The organism is Desulfobacteraceae bacterium (assembly GCA_022340425.1).
In the GTDB taxonomy this organism is placed as follows: domain Bacteria; phylum Desulfobacterota; class Desulfobacteria; order Desulfobacterales; family JAABRJ01; genus JAABRJ01.
In genome coordinates this window covers 1-18,159 of record JAJDNY010000075.1, presented here as the reverse complement: position 1 = coordinate 18,159, position 18,159 = coordinate 1, and the positions used below count along the sequence as shown (strand labels likewise).

Annotated in this window: 18 protein-coding genes and 1 pseudogene; 7 read left to right on the top strand and 12 right to left on the bottom strand. The window is 64.3% G+C overall.

The features are described 5' to 3' along the window. Nucleotides 1-150: 150 nt before the first annotated feature. Nucleotides 151-726, bottom strand: a complete 576-nt coding sequence (locus LJE63_07115; protein MCG6906379.1) for a rubrerythrin family protein — start codon at nt 724-726, stop codon at nt 151-153. 90 nt (nt 727-816) lie between these two features. Then, nucleotides 817-984 carry a hypothetical protein gene (locus tag LJE63_07110; protein ID MCG6906378.1) on the bottom strand — a complete coding sequence of 56 codons (168 nt, stop codon included), beginning with the start codon at nt 982-984 and terminating at the stop codon, nt 817-819. Nucleotides 985-1,499: 515 nt separating this feature from the next. Between LJE63_07110 and LJE63_07105 the strand changes: the two genes are divergently transcribed. Then, nucleotides 1,500-1,961 carry a ferritin family protein gene (locus LJE63_07105; protein MCG6906377.1) on the top strand — a complete coding sequence of 154 codons (462 nt, stop codon included), beginning with the start codon at nt 1,500-1,502 and terminating at the stop codon, nt 1,959-1,961. Nucleotides 1,962-2,097: 136 nt separating this feature from the next. Here LJE63_07105 and LJE63_07100 read toward each other — a convergent pair whose 3' ends face one another. The 6 genes from LJE63_07100 to LJE63_07075 form a co-directional block, all read right to left on the bottom strand. Next, nucleotides 2,098-2,976, bottom strand: coding sequence for a phosphatidylglycerol lysyltransferase domain-containing protein (locus LJE63_07100; protein ID MCG6906376.1), 879 nt, complete (start codon nt 2,974-2,976; stop codon nt 2,098-2,100). A gap of 301 nt (nt 2,977-3,277) precedes the next feature. Beyond that, nucleotides 3,278-4,912 carry an FAD-dependent oxidoreductase gene (locus LJE63_07095; protein MCG6906375.1) on the bottom strand — a complete coding sequence of 545 codons (1,635 nt, stop codon included), beginning with the start codon at nt 4,910-4,912 and terminating at the stop codon, nt 3,278-3,280. A 34-nt stretch (nt 4,913-4,946) separates the two neighbouring features. Continuing rightward, nucleotides 4,947-5,390 carry a transcriptional repressor gene (locus LJE63_07090; GenBank protein MCG6906374.1) on the bottom strand — a complete coding sequence of 148 codons (444 nt, stop codon included), beginning with the start codon at nt 5,388-5,390 and terminating at the stop codon, nt 4,947-4,949. A gap of 60 nt (nt 5,391-5,450) precedes the next feature. Then, a complete protein-coding gene (locus LJE63_07085; protein ID MCG6906373.1) occupies nt 5,451-6,629 on the bottom strand; it encodes a citrate (Si)-synthase in 1,179 nt (392 codons plus the stop codon). Nucleotides 6,630-6,709: 80 nt separating this feature from the next. Next, the gene (locus LJE63_07080) at nt 6,710-6,943 is read right to left on the bottom strand and encodes a hypothetical protein (protein ID MCG6906372.1); all 234 of its coding nucleotides are present in this window, start codon (nt 6,941-6,943) and stop codon (nt 6,710-6,712) included. A gap of 180 nt (nt 6,944-7,123) precedes the next feature. Continuing rightward, the gene (locus LJE63_07075; protein MCG6906371.1) at nt 7,124-7,822 is read right to left on the bottom strand and encodes a type 1 glutamine amidotransferase; all 699 of its coding nucleotides are present in this window, start codon (nt 7,820-7,822) and stop codon (nt 7,124-7,126) included. Between the two features lie 166 nt (nt 7,823-7,988). Here LJE63_07075 and LJE63_07070 point away from each other — a divergent pair, with 166 nt between their 5' ends. From LJE63_07070 to LJE63_07045, 6 genes are all read left to right on the top strand, one after another. Then, nucleotides 7,989-8,339, top strand: a complete 351-nt coding sequence (locus tag LJE63_07070) for a hypothetical protein (protein MCG6906370.1) — start codon at nt 7,989-7,991, stop codon at nt 8,337-8,339. 96 nt (nt 8,340-8,435) lie between these two features. Further along, a complete protein-coding gene (locus LJE63_07065; protein ID MCG6906369.1) occupies nt 8,436-9,635 on the top strand; it encodes an ornithine--oxo-acid transaminase in 1,200 nt (399 codons plus the stop codon). Between the two features lie 52 nt (nt 9,636-9,687). Then, nucleotides 9,688-11,349, top strand: coding sequence for an L-glutamate gamma-semialdehyde dehydrogenase (gene pruA / locus LJE63_07060; GenBank protein ID MCG6906368.1), 1,662 nt, complete (start codon nt 9,688-9,690; stop codon nt 11,347-11,349). Nucleotides 11,350-11,395: 46 nt separating this feature from the next. Continuing rightward, the gene (locus LJE63_07055) at nt 11,396-12,712 is read left to right on the top strand and encodes a cyclic 2,3-diphosphoglycerate synthase (GenBank protein ID MCG6906367.1); all 1,317 of its coding nucleotides are present in this window, start codon (nt 11,396-11,398) and stop codon (nt 12,710-12,712) included. A 7-nt stretch (nt 12,713-12,719) separates the two neighbouring features. Continuing rightward, on the top strand, nt 12,720-13,661 hold the full coding sequence (locus LJE63_07050; protein ID MCG6906366.1) for a carbamate kinase: 942 nt from the start codon (nt 12,720-12,722) through the stop codon (nt 13,659-13,661). 39 nt (nt 13,662-13,700) lie between these two features. Further along, nucleotides 13,701-14,294, top strand: a complete 594-nt coding sequence (locus LJE63_07045) for a histidine phosphatase family protein (protein MCG6906365.1) — start codon at nt 13,701-13,703, stop codon at nt 14,292-14,294. A gap of 117 nt (nt 14,295-14,411) precedes the next feature. On the opposite strand, the gene LJE63_07040 is transcribed toward LJE63_07045, so the two are convergent. From LJE63_07040 to LJE63_07025, 4 genes and pseudogenes are all read right to left on the bottom strand, one after another. Next, nucleotides 14,412-15,638 carry a hypothetical protein gene (locus LJE63_07040; GenBank protein ID MCG6906364.1) on the bottom strand — a complete coding sequence of 409 codons (1,227 nt, stop codon included), beginning with the start codon at nt 15,636-15,638 and terminating at the stop codon, nt 14,412-14,414. 125 nt (nt 15,639-15,763) lie between these two features. Continuing rightward, complete coding sequence (locus LJE63_07035) at nt 15,764-17,047, bottom strand: 4Fe-4S dicluster domain-containing protein (GenBank protein MCG6906363.1); 1,284 nt, start codon at nt 17,045-17,047, stop codon at nt 15,764-15,766. Between the two features lie 163 nt (nt 17,048-17,210). Then, a pseudogene (locus LJE63_07030) lies at nt 17,211-17,402 on the bottom strand (arsenical-resistance protein). 258 nt (nt 17,403-17,660) lie between these two features. After that, nucleotides 17,661-18,119, bottom strand: a complete 459-nt coding sequence (locus LJE63_07025; GenBank protein ID MCG6906362.1) for a DoxX family protein — start codon at nt 18,117-18,119, stop codon at nt 17,661-17,663. Nucleotides 18,120-18,159 lie beyond the last annotated feature (40 nt).

The following is an 18,159-nucleotide window of genomic DNA, read 5'->3' as shown; positions in this document are numbered from 1 at the left end:
TCTACTCCTTTCGCTGTTCCGCCAACCCTCCCCGGCAACCGCTGCGCCGCCACCCTTCGCCGGGTGGGCCAACGCCTGGGGTTGCCGGGTCGTTCAGCGGAGGGGGTGGGTTAAGATCGGGGGCGCGGGCGCGCCCGTCCATTCTCAGGGTTAATAGTTCTCGCAGTGGAGTTCAAAATGGGCCCGGGGATGGGCGCAGGCCGGACACATCTCGGGGGCCTCCACGCCCTCGTGCAGATAACCGCAATTGCGGCAGCACCAGACCGTCGCCTGGTCCCGTTTGAACACCCGGCCGGCGAGGATATTGGCGGCCAATGCGCGGTAGCGTTTTTCATGGTGCCTTTCGGCGACCGAAATATTCTCGAACACGCTGGCCACGGCCTCGAAGCCTTCCTCACGGGCAACTCTGGCGAAGCCGGGATACATATCGGCGTGTTCGTGCCGCTCGCCATCGGCCGCGGCATTCAGGTTCTCCACGGTGGTGCCGATCATCCCGGCCGGAAAGCTGTAGGCGACCTGGGCATCACCGCCTTCGAGAAATTTGAAAAAGCGCTTGGCGTGCTCCTTCTCTTGATCGGCAGTGTCGCTGAAGACCGCCGCAATCTGGACATAGCCCTCCTTGCGGGCCTTGCCGGCAAAATAGGTGTAGCGATTACGGGCCTGGGACTCACCGGCAAAGGCCGTCAACAGGTTTTGCTCGGTCTTAGTTCCTCTGATGGACTTCACCATTCGACTCCTTAAATTTGACTTTCCAGCGCTTCAACAACTTCAATTAAATATCTTAAATCAAACCTTAGTGCAAATCCACAGCATAAATCAACCCCAATCCTCATTGGGGTCCCACCAGCCTTTCAGGATATGGGCGTGGCGCTCCTCCTCGGCCAGTTTTTTCAACTTGAAGGCCGTATCGCGCAGTACCCCGTAGAGCACCCCGCAACCGATGTCTTCACGGTCCGCATCGCCCTGATCGGCAAGGCGCAGCATCTCCTCCACCAAGCACAAGGTCTTTTGAATATTTTCGCTGCAAGGCCTCAATTTTTCACTCCCGCCGGATTGGGTAACCCTACCTCACGGTTGATACCCCACCCAACGAGATCAATTTGCATGCCAAGAACCAACGACCGCCTGGAACCATTTTTTTATGTATGTTTATAATTACCTGGAGCGACTGGGGAGCTACTTCGAACCCCGGGCGACCGGGCGCAGAGCTGTCCGATACAGCGCCGAACCCAGCCGCCGGCCTGGCCGCACCGCCCCCCACTCGAATAAAACCTTATTATTACAGATAGCTGAACATATCGCCGCCACCCAGTCAGCCGCTCACCCCAGATTTTGAGACATCAGTGTATCGCAGGACAGCGGACATTCCTCGCACGGGGCCGGGACGCTGTTGGAGTACCGCACCCCATGGCGGCCAGAGGTGTGAACACAAATTTTCTTTGACATGGCGACCATTATTACTTAAAGTAGGCAAAAGTCAAACCGCTAAGGAGGATGCCATGCATTTTGGAACCTACGATGAAATTGTTGATTTTGCCATCGGCAAAGAGAAAGAGGCCGCCGACTTCTACACCGAATGCGCCGCCCAGGAACCGTTTTCCGGGTCCAAGAAAACCCTGATGGAGATGGCCGCCGAGGAACGCAAGCACCAGAAGATGCTGGAGAACCTGGACGAAAACCGGGCGGCGATCGAGGATTACAACTGGAAATGGATTCCGGACATCAAGCGCAGCGACTACATGGTCGAGATGAGGTATGAAAAGGGCATGCCTTACGCCGACATCCTGCGGCTGGCCATGAAGCGCGAAGAGCAGGCCCTGAAACTCTACAACGAACTCCAAGGCCGGGCCAAGCACCCCGAGCACAAGAAAATCTTCAAAATGCTCTGCCAGGAAGAGGCCAAGCACAAGTTGTTTCTGGAAACCCTCTACGACGATTTCATGGCCGCCCAGGGCGACTGAGTCGCGCCCGCCGACACCCTCCGCCCATCGGGCACCCCCTCAAGCACTCCTTCAGGAGTGCTTTTTATTTCACCGACCCACCGGGCTGAGCCGAAGCCCGCCCCGAAGCGGCCGCCGCCCTGAGCCGTGAACCTTCTCAGACCAAGACCACGCCGAATTTTTTCAGATAGCCGGTGGGATGGTAGGAGAGCTTGGCTTTGCGCAAGCCCGCGTCGCCCAGGTCCTGTTCACGGTTGACCGTGGTGTAGCCTTCCCCCTCATGGGCCAGGAACATCTGGTTGATCGCCTGATAGACCCCCTTGGCCAGAGAGCAGCCTTTTTCGAAATGAATCACCAGCATCTCCTCGGTCAGCGGTTCGGCGATGGTGTAGGCCAGCATGTTTTTTTCCACCCGCAGGATCCCCCCGAGGATGCCCTCCAGCGACTGCCAGGCCTTGAGGACCCGTTCGATGGCACGATTTTCGGCGGCCAGGGTCTCCGACGACTCGCAGTTGCGCCAGACGCACCACTCCTCCTGCATCTCCAGGGCCTCCCGGACGATCTCCGGGCCAAGGGGCGCGAAAACGAACTCGTAGTTTTTGAGAAACTGGTTGAGGAGGTTTTTTTTCTTGTGAAACCGATTGCCCCGAAGTTCCACCAAGTCTTTGACCGCGTAGAGGTAGTCCCAATCCGAGCGTGTTTCCTCGACCTGGATGCGGTCCTGCCAGACCGCCCGCCAGACCTCGACCAGGGCTTCCGGGACCCGACGAAAGGCCGCTGGCGAAAGCTGCGGGGCCAACGCCTCCATTCGCCCCGGCCAGTCGATGCCGTCCCAGGGGCCCACCGGCGCCCAGTAAACCGGCTGCGGCAGACGCTGCCGGATCCAGACCAGTTCCGCATCCCAGGCCAGCTCCAGCCCGTATTCGGAGGCCCAGCCCCAAAGATTTACAAAACTATAGTCGGAGGTTACCTGCGGGCAGCGGGCGAGGTGCTCCCGATAGCGCTGCTGGTCTTCCAGCAGAATGGGCGTGAACATCAATGGCATCATTGCCCCCCAGGAGAGCGTGAGCCCGGACCGTTCGGGCGATGCCGGGCAAATAAAAATCGGGGGGAGAAGTCCCCCCGAGACGGACGACTTAGCGGTCGCTGTCAAAAAAGCCTGTCACCTGCTCCCGCGGCGCTTCAGGCTTGATCAGGCGGTAAAAAATCATAGACCAGACAGCTTCGTAAAAGGGCCAATTTACGGTGCACAATTCTTGAGAAGTGAGGCGTACGATTTTACGCCGCAGCGACTTCGAGATGCAGCGCAACGCAGAAATTGGTTTTTTTCGGAACTGTCAGGCTTGGGCTTTGGCTTTCTCCCAGTAAGGATGCATCATATCCTCGAAGATCGATAGAGCGGCCTCCGACCCCTGGCCGGCGGCGGTCACGATCTGCTTGTAGCCGCCTTCCACGTCACCCGCCGAGTAGATGCCGCGGATGTTGGTGCGGTGTTTGGCGTCACGCTGAATGTAGCCATCCTCGGTCAGAGCCACCCCGATCTTGTGGGCCAGATCCACCGCCGGCTCGTAGCCAATGGCCAGAAAAACACCGTCGACCTTGAGGGTCGAGGTTTTCTTGCTGCGGTTGTTCAACAGCAGAACCTCCTCCACCCGATCCTTGCCCCTGATCTCCTTGACCTCGGTGTTCCAGAGCACCGGAATCCGGTTGTCTTCGAGGTTTTTGACGAGATACTGCTGGGCCCGCAAGGTGTCGCGGCGGTGCACAAGGGTGACCTCCACCCCCATGTGGTGAAGGTGCAGGGCCTCGGTCACGGCGCTGTTGCCGCCGCCGACCATGATCACCTTTTTGCCCTTGAAAAGCGGCCCGTCACAGGTGCTGCAGTAGCTGACCCCCTTGCCGGATAGGCGCGACTCCCCCGGAACGCCAAGGTGCTTGTGGGATGCGCCGGTGGCCAGCAGAACCGCCTTGGAGCGGAACTTGCGCCGGCTGGTGGTGGTTTCGATGGGGTCCCCCGGCTGAATGTCCAGCACCGCTTCACCCTGGAAGATCTGGACGTATTGCAGGGCGTGGCTGACCATGATGTCCACCAGGGACTTGCCGCCCACCTGGGTCAGGCCGGGGTAGTTTTCCACCACCGGGGTGGTCGCCACCTGCCCTCCCAGGGCCCCGCGCTCCACCACCGCCGCCTTGAGGCCGCTGCGCACCGCGTAGATGCCGGCCGTCAACCCGGCCGGGCCACCGCCCACGATCAGCAGATCGGTATCCACCACCGGGGCGTCGCTGTCGGGAATGAAAATCGTGACCTCCTCCAGCTTTTTCAGCGAAAGCATGAACAGCTCCTCGGGCTGGGCCCCCATGCCGGTCAGGATCTCGTTGGTGAAGGTCTGGGGAACGCTGTGGGCACTGTAGCGGTTGGCCAGATCGGGGTTGCTTTGGATGTCGATGATTTCAAGGGAGACCAGCTCGGGCTTTTCGATGGCCGCACGCACCCCGTTGACGGCCTGCTGGGGGCAGTAGGGACACGTGGCGCTCACAAAGACCTTGACATCACGCGGTTCCTGCAGGCCTTCGAGCACCTTTTTGGCCTGGTCGTTGAGATTGGATTGCCCGAGGCCCAGCAGGATGATCATTTCCAGGAAGGTCCGGCCTTCCTCGCCCAGCGGGGCGCCCAACCAGCGGATGCTGTAGCGCTCGGGCGCGAAGAGCAGCGTCGGCGCGCGCTCCACGCGATGCTTGCGGGCCATTTCATGGTCGAGGGTGTACTCACGAAAGACGATCTTGTCGGTCAGTTCGCGAAAAGACCGCACCAATTGACGGGCCGCCTGTACGAAGACGTCATCCTGGCCGGGCCGGGCGAACAGGAAAAGGGGGATTTGGTTGGGCAGCCTTTCAAGGGTCATTTTAAGCTGCCGCAGAAACTGCTCCTGTGTCATCTGCTCGGGCTGGGCGCCCTGCTGCATGGGGTTCATAGGCTGTATCCTCGCTGGGCCCCTGAAGACGGGGTCAGGTTTTCTGTGAACGGGGCTCGATCTTCTTCAGGCCCGGGGAAATGGTGTGCCGGGCGCACTCGGGGCACAGGCCGATGAACTCCAGCCGGTGGCCGATGATCTTGTAGTCGGTTGCCGGACAGAGCCGGGCTTCGATATTTTCCACCGGCGGCACGGGGGCATTGTCCACCCGGTCGCAGCAAACGCAGCGGATATGATAATGCGGCCCCGGGTCGCCGTCAAAGCGCTTGAGGGTGCCGCCGAACTCCAGCTTTTGGATTTCCCCCAACTCGCAGAGAATATCGAGATTGCGGTAAACCGTGCCCAGACTGATGCGCGGCAGCCGCCGGCGGACCACCTCGTGGATCTCGTCGGCGCCCGGATGCGTGTTCATCTGGCGCAGCTCTTCGAGGATCACGCGGCGCTGCCGCGTCATGCGGTATTGAATCGGTTTCAGCATCGCCGCTCAATGGCGGGGGCGGGCCGGCCCCTGGAACCTGCCCGCCGGCCGCCGGAAATCTCAGCGTTGGTCGATCGCATCCAGGGTGCACTCGTCGGGACCGCAGTACTCGCCCACGTACCTGGCCGCGGGGCGGTAGAGCTGGGGTTTGGGTGCGGCCTCGGCGAACTGCTCCTCCAGGACATGCGCCACCCACCCCGCCACCCGCGAGACCGCGAAAACCGGGGTGAAATAGTCGATGGGAATCCCCATCGCGTGGTAGAGCGAGGCGCTGTAGAAATCCACATTAACAAAGATGTCGATCCCTTTTCGTTTTTTGAAGGCCGCTTTGCCGACCGCCTCCAGCCGCCGCGAAATCTCGTACCACTGGCTCTCGCCGATGCGCTCGCCCATGGTGCGCGACATGGGCGCCAGAATGTGCGCCCGGGGGTCGTCCACCTGGTAGACGGCATGTCCCAGCCCATATATCAGCCGCCCCTCGGCCAGCATCTGCTCAACGTAGGATTCGACCTTGTCCACGGAGCCGATCTCCAGCAGCATCCGCATCACGCGTTCGTTGGCACCCCCGTGCAGGGGGCCGGAGAGCGACCCGACCGCGGCCGAAACCGCTGCGTACATGTGCGCCTGGGTGGAGGCCACCTGGCGGGCGGTGAAGGTCGAGGCGTTGAAGGAGTGCTCGGCGTGCAGCACCAGGCAGGCGTCGAAAAAGCGGGTGAGCTCGTCGTCGGGGCGGCTGCCGGTCAGCATGTAGAGGAAATTGGCGGCATGGCTGAGCTCCGGCAGGGGCGCCAGCGGCTCCAGGCCCTGCCGCACCCGCGCCCAGGCGCAGAGGATGGTCGGGAAACGGGCGATCAGGCGGATGCCCCTGGCCACGGAAGCCTCGCGGGTATAGGTGTCGAGATCCGGGTCGTGGGTGGCCAGAAGCGACACCGCTGCCTGCAGAATGTCCATCGGCCGCGCGTCCCGGGACTGGGTGCGCAGCGCGGCGATGATCTCCGGTGCCACTTGGCGGGCATCCCGCAGGGCGTCCCGGATGCCGTCCAACTCCGACCGGTCCGGCAGGCGCTCATGCAGCAGCAGGTGGACCACCTCCTCGAAGGTGGCCTTTTCCGCCAGGTCTTTGGCCAGATAACCGCGGTAGATGAGCTTGCCGGCCTTGCCGTCGACCTGGCTGATCTTGGTGCTGGCGACGATCACACCGCGCAGCCCCGTGTTCAGTGTCGGGGTACATTCTTCCATGGTGTGCCCTCTTCGCTTGTGCGGTTGGTCTTCGATTCACCGCCGGGACCCCGCCCCTGGCGGGGCCGCGGCCGGGCTTTTCAGATGTCGACCCAGATGTCCGCCTCGTTTCCGCAGTGGCTGCAGACCCCGTGGCCTTTCACCTTGTGGGTCTCGTGCGCGTGGGGCGCGCCGCCGGCCTCGGCTGCCTCTTCGGCTTCGGGGGCGGCTGTGGCCGATTCCAGCGAGCAAGTCACCACCATTTCGGCCTCGTTGCCGCAATTTTCACATCTGCAAACCTGCTTGACGGTTTTGGTCCGGGATGCTTCACTCATCGTCGACTCCTTGCGGTTGCGGTTTTGGAATGCCTAATTGGCTGATTTGCGGGTGATCAGAGCATCTCATAAAACACCTTAAAAATGAGGTCACTGGCCTCAAAAGTCAAGAAGGGATTTGATCTCGCGGGGGCCGGGGCGGTCGCCCCAGGAATCGCCGCAGCTCCTCGGGGGCCGGTGTCAGGGACCGAGAGCCGCCAGGTGATCCAGCAGCCCCTGCATCATGCGATTGATCCGGTCGAAACGCGCCGCGTCGGCGGTCATCTGGTCCGCCGACTGAACGTAAGGCCCCGGCACGATCTCCTCGCCGCAGTGCGCGATCAGGCCGGCGGCCAGCTCGGGCAGCGTCTCCAGGTGGAATTGCAGCCCCACCACCCGCCCGCCGAAGACAAACCCCTGGTTTTCGCATCCCCGGCTGCGGGCCAGATGCAGGGCCCCGGCCGGCAGATCGAAAGTATCGCCGTGCCAGTGGAACACCTCGGCCTCCTGCAGCAGAAAGCCGGCCGCCGGGTCCCGTTGGGCCGCGGCGGTTTTTTGGATCGGAAACCAGCCGATTTCCCGATGCCGGTTGGTGGAAACCCGGGCGCCCAGGGCATCGGCAATCAGCTGCGCCCCCAGGCAGATGCCCAGCACACGCTTGCCGGCCGAAACGGCTTTGGCGATGAACCGTTTTTCGGCTCGCAGCCAGGAAAAGCGCTGCTCTTCGTAGATGTTCATGGGGCCGCCGAGCACCACCAGGAGGTCCAGCGACGCCAGCGCCGGCAGCGGTTGACCGTCGTAGAGGGCCGTCACCGTCAGGCCATGGCCGCCCTCGCGGGCCCAGTGGCCGATGCTGCCCGGGGTTTCGAAAGGCACATGTTGCAGACAGTGAAGATCCATCGCGAACTCCTTTCCGGGCCATGCGCCGGCGACTGGACAATCGCCGATTCGTTCGTATTTTAAAGAGGTTTGACAAACCGCGAACGATTTGCGACAAAAATTCTTCGGCCGATATCTTAGGCAGGATCCACAACAAAAGCCAGTACAAACTTGAGGAGCGACGCGCATGCTGAATCTAGAGCAACTCAAAGGTGATCGAGGTTTGATCGACGCCATCAATTGGGACATGACCCCCGAGGAGGCCGTGCGGCTATATCTCGAATGGGGCAACAACTGGGCCCGGGGAGACGGCTACGTGATCCGCTCCAAGGATGATTACACCGTCTATTTCGTGGTCAACTGCTGGTCCCGACCCTACTGGATCTACCTGATCAGGCGCAACTCGGACGAAGCCGTCGAGGTGGCCAAGTTCGAACTGCCCAAGCGCTTCGAAAAACCGGTCTGCGAACTCAAGGGGATCTACGCCCCTGAAGGCGATGTCAAGGCCTGGCTGAAACAAGAGCTGGGCGTCGATTAGGCGCCGGCTGTGGGCGAGGACGGTTGGCCGATCACCCCAAGCGCGTCCCCCTGCACCCGACCCCAGCGCGGGGCATCCCCAGCGGAGGAAATACCCATGGAGCAGCACGCCTATATCGAGCTCGAGCAAACCTACGGCGCCCACAACTACAAGCCCCTTGACGTGGTCCTGTGCCGCGGGCAAGGCGTGTGGGTCTGGGACGTGGACGGCAATCAATACCTCGACTGCCTTTCGGCCTACTCGGCGGTCAACCAGGGGCACTGCCACCCGCGCATCATGGCGGCCATGATCGGCCAGGCCCGCAGGTTGACCCTCACCTCGCGGGCCTTCCGCAACGACCAGCTCGGACCGTTCTACCGCGAGCTCTGCGAGCTGACCCACTCCCACAAGGTGCTGCCCATGAACAGCGGGGCCGAGGCGGTGGAAACGGTGATCAAGACGGTTCGCAAATGGGGCTACATGCAAAAAGGGGTGCCCGAAAACCAGGCCGAGATCATCGTCTGCGAGAACAATTTCCACGGCCGCACCATCACCATCGTCGGTTTCAGCACCGACCCAAGCTCGCGCCGGGGCTTCGGTCCCTTCACCCCCGGCTTCAAGATCATCCCCTTCGGCGATGCCGCGGCCCTGGAGGCGGCCATCACCCCCAACACCGTAGGTTTTCTGGTGGAGCCGATCCAGGGCGAGGCCGGGGTCATCATCCCACCGGCGGGCTATCTCAAGGAAGTCAAGGCCATCTGCGAAAAGCACAACATCGTCCTGATCCTGGATGAGATCCAGACCGGCCTGGGACGCACCGGCAAGCTCCTGGCCGAAGCCCACGACGGCATCGAGGCGGACCTGACCCTCATCGGCAAGGCGCTTTCCGGCGGCTTCTATCCCATCTCGGCGGTGCTCTCCAACACCGAGGTCATGGGCGTGCTCCAGCCCGGCGAGCACGGCAGCACCTTCGGCGGCAACCCACTGGCCTGCGCTGTGGCGCGCGCGGCCATGCGGGTGCTGGTGGAGGAGGGGATGATCGAAAACGCCGCCCAGACCGGGGAGTATTTCCTGAAATGCCTGCGTCAGATCCAGAGCGACAAGATCCAGGAGGTCCGCGGCCGGGGGCTGATGATCGCAGTTGAGCTTCACCCCGAGGCCGGCGGGGCCCGCCAGTACAGCGAACGGCTGCAGGCCGCGGGCCTGCTCTGCAAGGAGACCCACAGCCACACCTTGCGTTTCTCCCCGCCGCTGGTGATCACCCGCGACGTGGTCAACTGGGCCCTGGAGCGCATCAACACGGTGCTCGGCGGCTGAGGCGGCCGTCGCGCCGCTGCCCGCGAGACAACCTGCAAAAAGGAGGCGCGCCATGGCCAATGCACGCTTTCGGGTGGCCAAGCCCGCCAACGAGCCGGTTCTGGCCTATGCGCCGGGAAGCCCCGAGCGCACGCTGCTCTCCTGCGAGCTTACGCGCCAGTCCGGGGAAACGCTGGAGATTCCGCTGATCATCGGGGGCCGCCCGGTGACCACCGGGGACCTCGGCGAGGTGGTGATGCCCCATGACCACGGCCATGTCCTCGCCCGCTATCACAAGGCCGGTCCGCGGGAGGTGCAGCTGGCGATCGCCGCGGCGCAGGCCGCCCGGAAGGCATGGGAGGAACTGCCCTGGAGCGACCGCGCGGCGATTTTTCTCAAGGCCGCCCAGCTGATCTCCACCCGCTGGCGGATGCGGCTGAACGCCGCCACCATGCTGAACCAGTCCAAAAACGTGGTCCAGGCCGAGATCGATTCGGCCTGCGAGCTGGCCGATTTTTTGCGCTTCAATGCCTATTTCCTGGGCCGGATCTACGCCGAGCAGCCCGCGGCCACCCCGGAGGCCCTCAACCGCCTGGAGTACCGGGGCCTGGAAGGCTTCGTGTTCGCCGCGACGCCCTTCAACTTCACCGCCATCGCCGGCAACCTGCCCACCGCTCCGGCCCTGATGGGCAACGCCGTGGTCTGGAAGCCGGCCTCCAGCGCGGTCCTCTCCGGCTGGCACCTGATGCAGCTCTTCCAGGAGGCCGGCTTCCCCGATGGCGTAATCAATTTCGTCCCCGGTGACGGGCCCACGGTGGGCGCCGCCGCCCTGGCCGACGAGGCCCTGGCGGGAATCCATTTCACCGGCTCAACCGCCGTCTTCCAGGGCATGTGGCGGACCGTGGGCGCCCGCAGCGCGCACTACCGCAGCTACCCGCGCCTGGTGGGGGAAACCGGCGGAAAGGATTTCGTGGTGGCCCACCCGTCGGCCGACCCCGCCGCCCTGTGCACCGCCCTGGTGCGAGGGGCCTTCGAATACCAGGGCCAGAAGTGTTCGGCCGCCTCGCGGGCCTACATCCCAGCCAGCCTCTGGGACGGCCTGCAAGACCGCCTGGCGGCCGCGCTGGATGAAATCCGGCTGGGAGACCCCAGGGATTTCGGCTGTTTCATGAACGCCCTGATCGATGAGGCGGCCTTCGAGCGCGTCATGGGGTACATCCATCGGGCCGGCGCGTCCAACGACGCCGAGATTCTTTTCGGCGGCGGCGGCGACAAAACCCGTGGCTACTTTATCGCCCCCACGGTGGTGCGGGCCGGGGTGCCGGACTACGAAACCATGACCCAGGAGATCTTCGGCCCCCTGCTTTCCCTTTACCGCTACCCGGATGACGGCTTTGCAGAGATCCTGGCGGTCTGCGACCGGACATCGCCCTACGCCCTGACCGGGGCGCTTTTTGCCCGCGACCGGGCCGCCATCGCCCTGGCCGAAAGGCGCCTGCGGCACGCGGCGGGCAACTTCTACATCAATGACAAGCCCACCGGCGCCGTTGTCGGTCAGCAGCCTTTCGGCGGTGGACGGGCCTCGGGCACCAACGACAAGGCCGGCTGGCACCTCAACCTGCTGCGCTGGACCAGTGTCCGCACCATCAAAGAGACATTCTGCCCGCCCACCGATTTCCGCTACCCGTTCATGGGGCCCGAAAAAATCGGCCCCGATCCGGGCGGTCCCCCTTGAACCGGTATCCCGCCCCCGCCTTCGGGGGCCTCCAGAGGTCCGTGGCATGCAGGAAAACGTGATCATCATGGGCGCCGCCGGGCGCGATTTCCACAACTTCAACGTCTATTTCCGGGACAACCCGCGCTACCGGGTGGTCTGTTTCACGGCCACCCAGATCCCCAACATCGACGACCGGCGCTACCCGGCGCAGCTGGCGGGGCGGCTTTACCCGGACGGCATCCCGATCCACTCCGACCGCCGCCTGGCCGAGTTGATCCACCAGCACCGGATCGACCTGGTGGCCTTTTCCTACAGCGACGTGCCCCACACCGAGGTCATGCACAAGGCCTCGATCGTGACCGCCAACGGCGCGGACTTCATCATCGTTGGCGCCTCCTACACGATGCTCAAGTCCCGCAAACCGGTGGTCTCGGTCTGCGCCGTGCGCACCGGCTGCGGCAAATCCCAGACCAGCCGCGAGGTGCTGCGGATTCTGCAGCAGCTGGGCAAGCGGGTCGTGGCGGTCCGCCACCCCATGCCCTACGGCGACCTCACCCGCCAGGTGGTCCAGCGCTTCGCTTCGTACGCGGACCTGGATGCCGGCGGCTGCACCATCGAAGAGCGCGAGGAGTACGAGCCCGTGGTGGCCATGGGGGCGGTGATCTATGCCGGCATCGACTACGAGAAGATCCTGCGGCAGGCTGAAGAGGAGGCGGACGTGATCGTCTGGGACGGGGGAAACAACGACACCCCCTTCTACCTCCCCGAGGTCGCCATCGTGGTCTTCGACCCTCACCGCGCGGGGCACGAGACCGCCTACCACCCCGGCGAGACCAACATGCTGATGGCCGATATCGCCGTCATCAACAAGGTGGACAGCGCCGACCCGGCGGCGGTCGCGGCGGTCCGGCGCACCATCGCCGCCCACAACCCGAAGGCCGACATCGTCCTGGCCGATTCGGCCCTCCTGGTCGATGCCCCCGAGCGCATCCGCGGCCGCAGGGTCCTGGTGGTGGAGGACGGCCCCACCGTGACCCACGGCGACATGCCCTTCGGCGCCGGGGTGATCGCCGCCCGGCGCTTCGGCGCCGCGGCCCTGGTGGACCCGCGTCCCCACCTGGTGGGCAGCCTGCAGGAGACCTTCGCGGCTTATCCCCGGATCGGGACGCTGCTGCCGGCCATGGGCTACGGCGAGGGGCAGGTGCGGGACCTGGAGGCCACCATCAACAACACCCCCTGCGACCTGGTGGTGTCGGCGACACCCGTCGACCTGACCCGGCTGATGAGCATCGCCAAACCCGTGGTCCACATCCGCTACACGTACCGGGACCACGATCCGGCCACCTTGAAAAAAGCGCTGCTCAGGCGCCTGAAGGTCTGACCCGCGCATGACCCCAGAGCCCCCCGAAAAACCGATTTTGCTGGTCGCCCTGGGCGGCAACGCCCTGATCCGCAAGGGTCAAGCCGGCACCATCGCCGAGCAGTTCGAAAACCTGAAGCTGCCCATAGGCCAGATCGCGCGGTTGTCGCGGGACTTCAGGGTCATCATCACCCACGGCAACGGCCCCCAGGTGGGCAACCTGCTCCTGCAACAGGAGTGCTGCGACCTGGCCCCCAAGCTGCCGCTTGAGATCCTGGTGGCCCAGACCGAGGGCCAGATCGGCTATATGATCGAGTCGCGCCTGGACGAGGAGCTCATGGCTCTGGGGGCCGGCTTCCGGCCCATCGTGACCTTGATCACCTACGTCGTGGTGGACCGCCGCGACCCGGCCTTCGACGCCCCCAACAAGCCCATCGGACCGGTTTTGGCCCCTGAGAAAGTGGCCGGCCTGCCCCACCCCTGCATCGAGACCCCCAAGGGCTGGCGGCGCGCCGTGGCCTCCCCGCAGCCGGTGACGATCGTCGAGAAGCGTGAAATCCGGAAACTGATCCAGCTGGATTTCATCGTGATTTGCTGCGGCGGCGGGGGAATCCCGGTGATCCGCGAGGGCCGCTCATTTGCCGGGGTGGACGCGGTCATCGACAAGGACCTCGTCAGCGCCCGGCTGGCCCTGGAAACCGGGGTGGACCGGTTCGTCATCGCCACCGACGTCCCCGGCGTCTATCGCGACTATGGCCGCAGCGGCCAGCGTCTGCTGAAAACCCTGACGATCGCGGAGGCGTTAAGATACCGAGAGGCCGGCCATTTCTCCGCGGGCGCGATGCTGCCCAAGATTGATGCGGCCGTCACCTTCGCCCGCCACACCGGCAAATGGGCGACGATCACGGCCATCGACGCGATCGAAGCCGCCGTAAGGGGCGCGGCCGGCACCCGTCTGCTGCCGGATTGAGGCGCCCTGCCGACAAATCCCGCCACCCGGAGAAAAACGATGAATTCCGCCCCCAAGGGCTGCAAGCCGATCCTGAAACGCGCCGCCGGCGCGCTGTTGACGCTCCTCCTGGCGCTACCGGCCGCCGCCCAGGCCCCTGCCGACGAGGCGGCGCTCTGGGCCGCGCTGGCCGGTGGCGGCCACGCGGCCCTGATGCGCCATGCGCTGGCGCCCGGCACCGGGGATCCGCCCGGCTTTCGGATAGACGACTGCACCACCCAGCGCAACCTCTCGCCTGCCGGGCGCCGGCAGGCGCGCGCCCTGGGCGAACGCTTCCGGGAGCACGGCGCAACGGATGTCGCGGTCTTCTCCAGCCTCTGGTGCCGCTGCCTGGAAACGGCCAGGCTGCTGGAGTTGGGGGAGGTGACCCCTCTGCCGGCGCTGAACTCGTTTTTCCGCGACAGAAGTCGTGAGGCCGCCCGGAGCGCAGCGCTGCGGCGCCTGATCGCCGAGCACGCCGGGGGCCGGTCCCTGGTGCTGGTCACCCATCAGGTCAACATCACCGCACTCACCGGCGTGTTTCCGAACTCGGGTGAAATCGTGGTGGTGCGCCTGGAGGGCGACCGGTTGCGGGTCGTGGGCCGCATCCGCTGAAACGCGGCGCGTTTTTTTGGCCGTTCGGGGCCGGCCCCGACGACGGGGACAAGGGTCGGGTGACAGCATCCACTTAAGGACCTCCGGCGCCAAATGGCCCGCCGGCCGGAGGTCGGCTCAAAGGCTTCGGGCGGCGCCGCCGCCCTCCAGGCAGAAGGGCGAGAGCAGACCGCTTTCGATCTCGTTTCCGAAAAGGGCCTCCTTGGCGGCGGCGATGGTTTCGGGCAGATAGCGGCCGTACATCTTGACCGGCAACTCCCCCAAATGGCTCACCGGCGCCACCGCCAGCGTCAGCAGGTACTCGACCAGATAACCGGCGTTCTGGGCCAGGAGTCCGCTGTAGACCTGCCGCTGGCGAAGCCGCAAGACCCGCAGTTCGTGCATGGAACGGCCCAATTCCGACTCCATCAGTTCATCGTAGGTCGTCAGGATGACCTCCAGCCGCACCACCGCTGCGCCCCGGGCCAGGTAGTCGGCGAACCCGGCTTTGGACCGGACCGGGTCCAGGCCGCGGCGCGCGGCGATGGACCAGTCAAACCCCTGCTGGCGTGCTGCGAGCTCATCCGGGGCGGGCAGCTCGATATCCACCAGGAGGTTGACGGCATTGTAATCACCGCTGTGCGTCTCGATCTCCACGACCTTGAAGCCGGTCTCCTCTCCCAGTAGCGCCGGCACGCGTTCGAGCACATCCGGCGCGGCGACGATCTTGAAACCCACCAGATCGTTGACCGCCAGCGCTTCGCGCCCGATTCGCACGTTTGCGTGCCGGAAACGGCCGGCCACCGCCGTTTCGGCCGCAACGAAATCGCGGGCCATGACCTCGTCGGAGCTGATCAGGTCGGCGAGCTGCAGGCCAGCCTGGGCGGCCCTGCCGGATGCGATCTGCCGGGCCTCGGACCTGATTTCCCAGAGGAGGGCGGCCACCAGACGATGGGAAACTTTTTCCGCCACCCGGGAAAGGCGCTTGATCCGCCCGATGGCCGCCAGACGGCCGTCGGAGGTGGTGACCACGCCGACCTCGATGGGCAGGCGGGGAAAGAAGTACTCCGGGTTTTCACGAAAACCAGCGATCAGCTCTTGAATCCGGGGGCTGTGATGCGGCAGGTGTTGGATGAGACGCTCGCGCAGGAGATGTTTTTGACGCAGCCGCTGGATTTCCAGCGGGGAATCGAAAAGCCGGCCCAAAAAAGCGATCATACGCTCGACGGCCACCCGGGCGACGATGCTTTCGTAGAGGAATATCCGGCTGACGGTGCGCGGGTCGCGGGGGTCGAAATCGTCGTTGAGCCAGCGCAGGGTGAGATCGAAGAGGGCGTCCCGGTGGGTCAGGGCGGTGATATACATGGGCGCTCAGTGCTCCTGGGCGGATAGCGGCCGCAAGCGCGGTCGCCGCCAGCCAAGCGGGTCCCCCAAAAGGCAGGGCCGCGGCGGATTCTTGGGAGAGGCAACGCTTCGTTTTCCCTGGGCTCTTACCCCCCAAGCCGATCGATGACGGCTTCCAGATAGCGCGACTGCAGCAGGCGGGAGGCCAGGGCGCGCTTGAGGGGCGGCAGTTTCAAAATGGCCCCCAAGGCCGCGGCCAGGGCCCGGAAGCTGGACAACACCTGGTTGTCGCAGATCAGGTGCTGCAAGGTCCCCCGCTCAATTGCCATCACCACGGTCCGGTTTACCGTATCAAGCGGCGTCAAGACCCGATCCGGCCGGGGATCGAGAACGACGGCGGCAGCCGGGCAATTGCGGACGCAAACCCCGCAGCCGAGACACAGGGCGGCATCGATGATGGCCGGTCCGGCGGCGCCGGCCGCGGGTGGTGCGATCGCATAAACCGGGCACACGGCCGCACAAAGACCGCAGCCGGTGCACGCCGCGGCATCGACGCGCGCGATGAAATTGGAGTGGATCGGACGCGTCAGGCCGAAACGGCGGATGGCCAGCATGGCCTCACAGCAGCAGCCGCAACAGTTGCAGATGAAATTGACCCCCTGGCGCACGTTTTCACCGAACTGGGCCAGGTTGTGGGCGCAGGCGGCCTGCAACAGGTCGATGCACTCCGACACCTCAACCGGTCGGGCATGCCCGTGTTTGATCAGGGAGGCGGCCGTGGTGTTGAAGGTCATGCAAATGTCCTTGGGAGCGGCGCAATCCCGGCCCACATGGGCCATCTTGTGGCGGCAGTAGCACAAACTGATGCCGATATGGGAGGCGCTGCGGATCACTTCGCTGGTCCGTTCATAATCCAGGACATGCAGGGCTTTGGCCTCGGAAAGGGCCGACTCCTGGACGAATACCCGCCCCAGGGGCGTTTGACCGTCCAGAAACAGGGCCTTGATAAATTCCTCTTCAACGTTGAGGTACTGGTAGAACAGTTCGCTGAGGGCTTTTTGGTCGATATCATGACGCACCCGCATCAGGGAAAACTCAAAGAAGCCGGCCATGGGCGGCGGCAGGCAGTAGAACTGGGTCCCGTTTTGGGGCATGTCCACCAGAATGGCCCGATCGGCCAAACCGTCCAGAATGGCCCGGGCGGCGTCTGATTTCATCTTCCAGGCCCGGGCGGCGTCTGCCACGGTAAAGGGGCGAATGGGAAGCCGCGCCACCAGGCCGGCCTCCTTTTCGCTGAACAGCAACTTCAGGATCGCAAAGAGCAGCTCCGATGGGGGAGCCCCCTGGGGGAAGCGGTTCAGACGATCGGAAAGCCGGGCGTAGGCGGAAACACCGGCGAGGTGGGCCATGGTTTCTTCGAACCTCCGCATTATGGTGGTCCGGAACCCAGGGTTGGGTGCGCGACCCGGGGGAGCCGTTAGTGGTTGTCGCACCTTACTGGGTAGTCATTTATCCTTCGGATTTCCCGTCTGACCCTGGCGCGCCAGCTGGATGACCTGCCCCGGAGAAAAGCCCAAAGAGCATCGTGGCGGTCGCGATGGGGATGGACACCACCGGGGCGCCATCGACATGGATGGCCAGTCCGTCCAGGTAGCGGGCCAGGCCAGGGGCGAGCTTGCCCAGGGTGATGCCGGCGAGGATGCACAGCAGCACCCAGAGTGTCAGGTAACGCTCGAACACACTGGTCATTTTTCGATCATCGGTCGAACTCGCATTCGCGCTCATGCGGGTGTTCACTTCTTGGTTTAAACCGCGTTCGGGCCATCGAAAAGCGCCGCTTCATTTCAAACGCACCGCCCTGCCGTTAGCGCGTGTCTGACTGCACAGCACCCGGGGGCGTTTCGCGTCTAACCCGGGCAACACACCTCGAAAGGGGTCGCTGTCCCTTGGCAGGCCTCGGCTGGCGGCCTCTTCCCAGGGTCGTGTGACGGGGCATGCGTACAGAACCGGCCGCAGGCACCCGACGGCCTTCCTGGCCCGCGATTATGATTCCGGCTGTGCAGGCTGGCGCGAATCGGGCAATGTCGCAACGGCCGGTTTGAGGAAGAAGACATAAACCGCCAGGTAGAAGGCTGCAGCCAGAAAACCCAGGTCGCGGGCCACGGTCCAGAGGTCGGCCGGCCCTGCGGCGGCCTCGGTTGAAAAACAGCCGCAGCCGACGTCGAGCCCGCGGATTTGGTTGAAGACCAGGGCGGCGAAAAATAGCGCCAGCAGGCCGCTGCTGATCACCGTCGCGCCCGGCAGCCAAAGCCCGCCGATCAGGCACAGACCCAAAAGCAGTTCCAACCAGGGCAGCACCAGGGCGGTCAGATTGACCAGCCCGTCGGGCAGGATCTGGTAGTTGTAGAGGGCCTCGGCAAAGGCCTGGGGGTGCAGGATTTTGTCGTAGCTGGCGTAGAGGAAGACAGCCCCCATCAGCAGGCGGTGGGCATGGAATACCAGCGTCTGAACCCGGCGGGGGGCGGCCGCGGCGGCGGCGGAC